At 42.9% G+C, this 9,708-nt stretch carries 3 protein-coding genes and 1 pseudogene; all 4 read left to right on the top strand.

The features are described 5' to 3' along the window. Positions 1-164: pseudogene (locus LZG71_RS29415) on the top strand (IS982 family transposase); the annotation flags it as partial. A gap of 1,740 nt (positions 165-1,904) precedes the next feature. Then, complete coding sequence (locus LZG71_RS29410; protein WP_233826706.1) at positions 1,905-8,054, top strand: T9SS type A sorting domain-containing protein; 6,150 nt, start codon at positions 1,905-1,907, stop codon at positions 8,052-8,054. Positions 8,055-8,109: 55 nt separating this feature from the next. Next, complete coding sequence (locus tag LZG71_RS29405; protein ID WP_233826704.1) at positions 8,110-8,628, top strand: hypothetical protein; 519 nt, start codon at positions 8,110-8,112, stop codon at positions 8,626-8,628. 850 nt (positions 8,629-9,478) lie between these two features. Beyond that, entirely contained in the window at positions 9,479-9,700 is a 222-nt protein-coding gene (locus LZG71_RS29400) for a hypothetical protein (protein WP_233826702.1), read from the top strand. The last annotated feature ends 8 nt before the right edge of the window (positions 9,701-9,708 follow it).

Raw genomic sequence — 9,708 nt, 5'->3', positions numbered from 1 at the left:
AGTTGAAGAATCTGTGCCAGATCGAGCATACTCGCCACAGATCTGTTAATAATTTTATAATGAATATTTTAGGCGCTCTGGTTGCTTATTGCTTCTTTCCGAAAAAGCCTTCACTTAATATTGAAAAAATCAAAACAAACCAACTTTTTCTAACCGCCGCTTAACCCGAATTCACGTTAATTAAAAGAAGTGTACCGGCGTTTCTGGATCTATCCGATATCGTTTCGGGAAAGGTAGCGGAAATAATGTGAATCAGTCAGATCACCAGTAAATTATGTATTTCGCGATACCATTAAGGACGACATCCAGCTCACTTTTATGATCAGGAAATTTTTGAGCAGGTAAAAATTATGTTGTTGCACTCAGAATTGCCAATAGCAGAAATTGCAAAACGGCTTACTTTCGAACCCTCCAATTTTCCAGTTTTTTAAGAAACTTACGCTGGTGACGCAAGGGGAGTATAGAAATAATAAGAGGTCTCAAAACTTCCAAAAGTTCACCATGAATGTGGTTTTATAATTTTGAACCTTTACATAATAATTGTGTATCTCCGATACCTGGTGGAATGGTAACCTGAAATTTAGATCGAGCAGATTTGATTCAGCAAAAAGGATACTAATACAGCATTGACTACCGAGCATCTTTTTTCAATTCAAAGTCATGATAAGTCTGCAATTAATTACCATCTCATGACCGCGGCGGACCGCAAAACCTGACAATAAGGATCTGGATCATTGAAAATTTTTTAAGGAGAATCAAAATTACGCCATCTCCGATAGACGCCCAGGCAGGTGCTTGCTATAATGAGAAACAAAGTCACCGGACATGTGCTGATATAGGATATGAATTCGAATTATTAACGTAGTACATTTCATCAAATACCATCTATGGCTAAATTAACGATCTCAACAGACGTGAGTTTATCAAAACGAGCTCACTGGCCAGCGCGCTACTCCTGAGGTTTTTACTTCCGTTCTCCTGGAAGATTCATGGAAAAATGGATGCACCGTGTTCGCCAAATGCCTTTATTAGTATCGATTCCGATAATTCCCCAAAAAATAATGACTCCTTTCTCCTGGCTGCACCAGGAGGTTTTTTTATCCTCAAAACCCAGGTGAGATTGGCTTACTTTGGGTCGGAATATCCAACAAACATTTAAAGTTGTGTGATAAGTCATTACATCTGACACCAATGTCTTCTTCCTGGTATTTCATCTGTGCCGTGCGTCATTCGTGTAAAATTTCTCTTACAGATACAGGGTAGAAATTCTTGTGTGTCGATTAATTTCTGCATAAAACTGTTGTTTCTATCCTGGAAACAAAATATTGATACCATTTTGACAAGATTTTACCCCTATTTGTGATTGATTCGTATATATATTGCGGGCAATTAAGTAGCAGTAATTCTTAATTAAAATAGAATTTCAGTTACCTGGGTGAGGATAGGGTATGATAAGTTTTATGTTGTTATTCGTAGTACCCAAATCTACCTCCGCATAATACATCTGACTTATTAAGCATAATTGGTCGAAATCCGTGATAACCTGATAACGGCTGGTTCGATTGCTTGTGATTATAACAATAAATGGGGGCTATTATTCGAATGGAAACCCTGATTTTTTATCGTCTTTTTTTAAAATTCATGCTATACACACTACCAAATAATACGAGACTATAATGCGGATTTTTGAGATGCATAATCAGTCTCAGTTAATGACAATTAGTTCAATTAATTTTTAACCAAACACAAAAACTAATGGAGTAATGCGAAAGCAGAGGATGAATTTTAGGGTACTTATTTAGTATAAGTTAAACAACCAAGTAAAAATTATGAACAGATTTTATTCAAACTATCTTACACGACCGAATAGTTATTTTGGTAGAGTAAAACGAAATTTTTTCGGGATGATTCTTTTGTCCCTTTTGGGAGGAATGCATTCCGCCGATGCGCAGACTCCTGGTGGCGTTTCCGCTAATCTGCGGGTATGGTTACGTTCGGATAATGGTTTCACCCCGGCCTCCTGGACGGATGGATCGGGAAATAACAACCATTATACACAAACCAATGCCGGCCGTCAACCTTTTGTGGCTGCAGATTATTATAATTTTAATCCGGTAGTCGATTTCGGAACTTCGGGCAGCAATGCCCGTTTTATGGTTGTTCCGGTGGGTAAACCTTATTCGGCTAATGGAACCAGCAGTTCAGTTTTTACAGTAAACCTGGATAGAGCTGTCGGTGGATATGGCGATATTATTGGGTTTGGGTCAACTACTACTACAGCCAGCCTGATCAATGCGAACAATCCTGTATTTACCAGATTGGGTACTAACGTAGTCAATTATCCTTATTCGGATGCCAGTCCTGCTTTACCTCCTGTCCAGGTAAATAAATTATACATAAATGATGTATCATTTACCGTAGGCTCTGCCGGGATTAAGTATGGTCAGAACGGGACAACCGGAGCAAATACGCAAACTTTCACCACAGCTAATTCGAAACATGCCGACGGAAGTGTATTGGGATCGCAACCGGAAGTTAGAAATGGTTTAATAGGTGAAGTAATTGCCTATGAAAGGGATCTTACCGAGGCGGAGAAACAACGCGTAAGAACCTATACTGCGATCAAGTATGGCATTACTTTGCCACACAACTATATTGCCAGCAATGGAACTAGCATCATCTGGGATCAGGCTACCAATGCCGGCTACAACAATAACATTGCCGGGATTGCAAGGGATGTGAACGGTGCGTTACATCAGAAGCAATCACGTAGTATTAACGACGGCAAGCAGGTATTAATTGGCACTGCTGGTTTGGCCAATACCAACGCATTAAATACCACAGGGCTTACTGATGGCCAGTTCCTTGTGTGGGGCGATAATGGTTTAGCCAAAGCCCCTTCCATTATGGTCAGCGATTTTGGAACAGATGTGAATGCCCGTTTTGCTTCAATATGGAAGGTACAAAATGCTGGTACAGGGGTTGTGCGTGTTGCGTGGCCTAAGGGGTTGGATAACCTTAAATTAATTCAAAGTAGCGACGCGGTAATAGATGGGGGCGATGTGGTTACGGCTATGTCTGCTGAGACAGCTCCCATTAACGGCATTGTATATAACTATGCTGACGTAACATTGGCTGATGGTCAGTTTTTTACCTTCGCGGCTAAAGTGAGTGCCCCGGGTGGGGTCGTTGCTGACCTCAGAGTTTGGTTGAAATCCGACAACGGTTTTACCGCGTCGCAATGGAATGACTTCTCAGGAAACGCCAACCACTATACACAAACTAATGCAAGCCGTCAACCTTTCACGGCCACAACAGCTTACAACTTTAATCCGGTAATTGACTTCGGTACCACTGGTAGCAATGCGCGTTTTATGGCAATTCCTGCTGGTAAGCCTTATTCAGCTAATGGTACCAGTAGTTCTGTTTTTACAGTAAACCTGGATAGAGGTGTAGGAGGATATGCCGATATTCTTGGATTTGGAGCAACGACCACGACAGCCAGTTTGATCAATGCCAATAATCCGGTATTTACAAGATTGTGGGGGAACGTAGTCAATTATCCTTATTCGGATGCCAGTCCTGCTTTACCTGCAGTAGCTGCAAACAAGCTATACCTAAATGATGTGTCATTTACAGTGGGTGTTTCGGGAATCAAATACGGGCAAAATGGCACAACAGGGGCGAATACACAAACTTTCGCAGCAGGTAATTCCAAGCATGCCGACGGAAGCATATTGGGATCACAGCCGGAAGAGAGAAATGGCTTGATCGGTGAAGTAATTGCTTACGAAAGAGATCTTACGGAAGCGGAAAAACAGCGCGTGAGGACCTATACTGCTATTAAGTACGGAATTACTTTGCCACACAATTATGTTGCCAGCAATGAAAATGTAATCTGGGACCAGGGGACTAATGCCGGCTATAACAAAAACATTGCAGGTTTATCAAGTGATGAAGGCAGCGCACTGGTTCAGAAGCAGTCCCAAAGTATCAATGGAGGCCAACAGGTTCTGATTTCTACTACCGGTTTAGATAACACAAATGCAGACAATGGAACTGCGCTTACTAATGGTCAACACTTGGTTTGGGGTGACAATGGTTTGTCTAAATCGTTAGGCGTTCCGTTTACAGGTGTACCCGCTCTAAATTTACGTTTTGCGTCTATTTGGAAAGTACAGAACACCAGCTCGGTTGGAACGGTACGTGTGGCATGGCCCGCAGGTATTACGGCACTTACTTTGGTGCAAAGTACGGACGCGGTGTTTGATGCTACTGATACAAGAGCGGACATGTCTGCGAATACCCAGATTGTTAATGGCTTGGTTTATAATTATGCGGATGTCACCTTAGGCAATGGTCAATTTTTCACCTTTGCTGGCTTTATTGCCGGGCCTGGTGGCGTTGGCACGGATCTTTCGCTTTGGTATAAAGCAGACAATGGCGTAACGACCGATGGTAATAATTTGGTTACTGAATGGGCCACTACTACTACCAGTGCGGTGAACCTTACACCAAATGGTAGTGCAGTGCTGCCTTACAATGACCAAACAACTTATAACAGTACCTGGAACTTTAATCCAACGGTTAGTTTTAATGGCAGCAACAACTATTTAAGAAACACCACCATTGCCTATTTAAACACAGCTGGATCTGTACATTATATTACGGTAGCTAGAAATCCTGCCCGTAATGCAACCACCAGATCGCTATTTGCCATAGCAGGTAATGATGATGGATTTTTCCATACCGGAGTTGGTGGAAATACGGCGTTCCCGACAATTGGCAATAATTACAATGTAGCGGCCGCCGCAATCCCCACGCCAAACAATTATGGTATTTATTCGGCCATTTTACCCAAAACAGGAAGTCCAGCAAATCAGAGAGGTTTCTACAATGGTTTGAAGAAAGTGTATCCTTCGCCATATCCATATACAGCTTCCTACACTTTACCAACAACAGGGGCGTACATGGGTGCAGATGGTACCACTGGTGATAATTTTAATGGAGATATCGCAGAGGTTGTGCTTTATCACAATACTACGGGTGGTGATATGCTGGATACGGATCTTGCCAGAATTCACAGCTACTTAGCATTGAAGTATGGTATCACGCTGGACCAGACAGTTGCACAAAATTATGTCAATTCGTCTGGCGCAGTTGTCTGGGATGCAGTAACTACAAATACAGGCTATAATAATCACATTGCTGGTATTGGTAAGGATGACCTGGGTTCCTTAAATCAAAAGCAATCCAGAAGCGTAAACTCAGGCAACCAAGTACTGATCAGCACCACAGGGCTTCAGAATACGAATGCTACCAACACAGGGGTTGTTGCAAATGGCCAGTTTTTGATTTGGGGAGACAACGGTCTTGCCAAAGCACCAACCGTGGCATTTACTGGCATTTCAGGTGTGAATCATCGTTTTGCATCGGTTTGGAAAGCGCAGAATACCGGCTCTGTAGGAACGGTACGTGTGGCTTGGCGCGCAGGTTATGCGAATCTTAACCTGTTACAAGGCAACGATCCTACATTCGCAGGTGGATATACTGCCACACCGATGACCAACACCCAAACGGTAAATGGCATTGAATATGCTTACGCAGATGTTACCATCACGAATGGTCAATATTTTACTTTTGCTGCCCAGCTACAGGGGCCAGGCGGTGTAACCGCAGGCATCCTAATGTGGCATAAGGCTAATGATGGTGTGGTGGCAGCGGGCAACAAAGCTGTCTGGAATGACATATCCGGTAATGGAAGAGATGTTTCTCAGGAGGATAATACTGACAGAGAACCATTGCTGGTTACTGATGCTGAGTATGCTGCCAATAGCAGAAATTACTTCTTTAATTTTAATCCATTCTATTATTTTGATGGAGGGGATGCATTGTACAGAAACAACGATGGCTATTTCCCATCTGCAAACAGTCCTGGTTCCGTTTATGGCATTGTTCAGAATGGAAGCGGAGGCACCAGAACACCATATGCATTTAGTGATGGCGACAATAGGCCTAGCTTGACATTAGTTGGTAGCGAATACAGAGCCTACTACGCTAATCTTAGCTACATTTCTGCGCCAGGTTCATATGCAACTTCAACCATGCCAGCTCACTTGGGTAGTATTTCATGGATAGGCGCAAACACTCCCGGGATTTCTATTGGAGTAAATGGTCACACTGCCACAGGAACGGCAGCAGGAAACACCGTAGCTATAAATCCGAACGGCCCATTCATAATCGGTTCTGAAAGAATGAGCCTTAATGAAAGCCATTTGGGAGGATTACCTGAAGTTTTTGCTTACAGCATTGATCACCAAAACTCCACGGGTAATGAGAAGCAACGGATTAATTCTTACCTGGCTATCAAATACGGAATCACACTGAAAAACGACAATGCAACAGGTGTGCCGAATTATTTGAGCAGCAGCTCTGCTGTTGTATGGGATGGTACTGCTAATGCCGGGTTTAGCGAGAATATTGCGGGACTTGCTAATGATTTAATGTCGGCACTGCATCAAAAGCAAAGCCGGAGCGTGAATTTGACTGCCAACGGTCAGGTAACCATTGGCTTGGGTGCAATTGCTGCTACCAATGCTGCCAATGCCAATTCACTAAACGATGGTCAGTTCCTCCTTTGGGGTGATAATGGAAATACGCAGGCGATGACGGATGTACCTACTACGTACACTGCATTCAATTATGCAGGAGGCACCAACAATGCCCGTCGTATGAACCGTGTGTGGAAAGTACAGAATACCAATGCAACCAATGAAGTACAGTTACGCTTCCCGACTGCATCTGTGGGTACCACTACTTTCGCGCCAGGTGTCGAACCTTGTGCGCAATATGTGTTGCTTACTGCCAGTGATGCAGCCTTCACAACCAATGTTGTGGCTAAGCCTCTGGTTGTTAACGGTGCGAATTACGACCTGTTGACCAGCTTCCCTAACGGAGCGAGCTATTTCACTTTTGCGAAGGTGACACCACTAAGCAGCGGAGTAGTTTATCTGCCATCGGTGGTAGAAACAACTGTTGAAACAAGCGATAATTGCAGTATCGTCAGCGCCTGGACTTATTTCAGAAAAACCGGCGATGCTTCACTGAAATTGCTGGCTACTTCCGGTGTTGTTACTACACCGCTTACGGTAACGATCACACCAGAAGGTACCACCTATGATGATGGTGCCCGTACTACAAAGGTAATGCCTCGTATTTCTACAGTTACAGATAATACGGCTGGAACCTACAGTGGTGTGAAGGTACGTGTGTATTACAGCCAGGATGAGCTTGATAACACAATAGTAGCCGGAGCAGTAAAAAATGGCTGGTATAAATTTGAAGGCGATGCCGATGCAGCCATTGCGGATGTATATGCGGATGGTTTGCTTAATCCTGCACTAGCGATAGAAGTTGTTCCAGCAACAACAGGAGTAGAAGATGGTGTACGCTATGTGGAGTTCCACGGCATTACAGCTTTTAGTAGTTTTATATATGTATCTACTACTGAAGACTCTGCTCTTCCTGTGACGTTGGCTAACTTCAATGTAAGCAGGAATGAAGATAAAGTGGTGTTGAACTGGGCAACTACCAGCGAGAAAAACAGTAAATCGTTTAGTATCGAACGTAGTGCGGATGCAAAAAGCTGGAACACTCTTGGACAAGTAGCTTCCACAGGAGAGTCTGCAAGTCTGAACACCTACAAGTTTGACGATTTGTCTCCACTTTCCGGAATCAACTACTACCGTCTGAAAATGATTGATCAGGACGATACATATGCTTACAGCAGTATCCGTTCGATCCGCATGGATGGTGTAGCTGGTGTTGTTCTATATCCAAATCCGGTTTCAAGCAGATTGTTCTTCAAAGATGTGAAAGCTGAAACTGTTAACCGCGTGTTGGTTTATGACAATTCAGGAAGGCTTCATGTTGAGTTGAGCAAAATACCAGTAGAAGGCGTGAATATATCTTCACTGTCGTCGGGTATCTACATTGTTGTACTTAAAATGACTGACGGTTCGGTGAGCCGCCATAAAATAACGGTACAGAAATAAGGAGTTTTTCACAATAGATACGCAACTGTCTATCTATTACAAGTAGTATTTTTTATTGAGTATCCTTCCAGGCTGTGCGCCAGTGAAGGGTACTCAATTTTCTTTTGGGGGGAGGGTATTTTACTGGAAAATTCTATTTCCTCATAAAACCTTTTACCGCCATGAGAGATTTTATTCCGCTGTGCCAGGCACTAACCCATCTGGAAGTACAACGGCCAACTCGCCGCTTCCAACCGGATGGAGTAACCCGGGCAAACAACTTGGAACAACTACTGGCAGTGCCGATGGTACACCCAACGGAATCTTACCAGGAATTGTGGTTACATCTACTGGTGATGTTACTGATGCAGCTGGTGTGGTATCTGATCCAAAAACAATCAGCGTTCCTTTTGGGGTGTCTCTTCCTCTAACACTGACACGCTCTGAAGCGAAAAAAGGTGACGGGAACTCGGTACGTCTGGATTGGGCAACAACAGAAGAAGTGAACAGTGATTTCTTCGGGGTTGAGCATAGCGCAGATAGTAAGAGCTGGAAAACGCTGGCGAGGGTAAATGCAAACGGGGATAGTAAGTAAAGAAACACTTGTGACTATTTACACACTAAACCGGTAGCGGATGTTACTATCGTCTGAGAATGGTGGATTGCGATGCGACTTACGTTTACAGCAGAATCAGAAGTGTCAATTTCGACGAGCTAAGGTTAGTCAATGTCTATCCCAATCCGGTTTCTGACATACTGTTTGTACAGAATATTACCCCCGGAAAAGGTTAGTAAGGTGTTGATCGTTAACAATAGCCTAACAACTGTTTATCAATCTGCGAAAATTACTACGAATGGAATAAATGTGAAGAACCTGCCAGTCGGCTCTTACACAATTCAAGTTGTGGAAAAAGACGGCTACGTTTCAACTCACAAAATATTTATTAACAGATAGCAGAAGGATCGGCAGATCTTAAAAATAAAAACAGCAGGAACCAGATAACCGGTTTCTGCTGCTTTTTTTGATGGAACCGTGTAAAAGGAAAAGCTTATGAGCTATGCTTATGAACGGCTCTTTTGCCATCTCGTCATTTAAAAATATGGACTTATTCGGTTATAGCATCCAATGTAGTTGAGCGTGTCCTGGATTTGACTTTCCGATCGGGTGTTGGTATCCTGCATGAACGATTGCTTTTATATCCGGAAGCCACTGAGAATTGTGAATCTGTTGAGCTTTTCGAAAATGGGTTACCTCGCTATTATAAGTACAATAACGCTGTTGTCAACGACCAGCAAATTTGGTAATACTGATAGATTCAATACTGCTAAATTAATAACTCACTCTTACATAAATCATCTTTCTAAGGATGCTTTTAAGTTGTTTTCTTTCTGTTGTATTGATTTAGGCACACGGTGAAAAATGATACAAGTTATTTTCACCTTACATGAATCCGGAGTACTTTGATTTCGGAAAAATTATTCACTCCATCCCAAACTTCCGCATTGTTTTCTATCATCAGCTAACAGCCGGTATGCTGCGTGACCACAATCGACTGGTGTTTGCACACATCAACCGGCAGGCCGATACACTTTTCAGAAAGTGGAGAATTAACGACAACGGGATTACGCCCATTAAGGTCATAATAACCGGGCTACATTCCGCTTAGGGTGATTC

This window comes from Dyadobacter sp. CY312, from assembly GCF_021390535.1.
Lineage (GTDB): Bacteria > Bacteroidota > Bacteroidia > Cytophagales > Spirosomataceae > Dyadobacter.
This window is presented reverse-complemented; position numbering and strand designations above follow the sequence as displayed.

What these genes read in the sequence shown, in the direction of transcription:
- LZG71_RS29400 (WP_233826702.1), top strand. Translation starts at nt 9,479, where the DNA reads ATGAATCCGGAGTACTTTGATTTCGGAAAAATTATTCACTCCATCCCA.
- LZG71_RS29410 (WP_233826706.1), top strand. Translation starts at nt 1,905, where the DNA reads ATGATTCTTTTGTCCCTTTTGGGAGGAATGCATTCCGCCGATGCGCAG.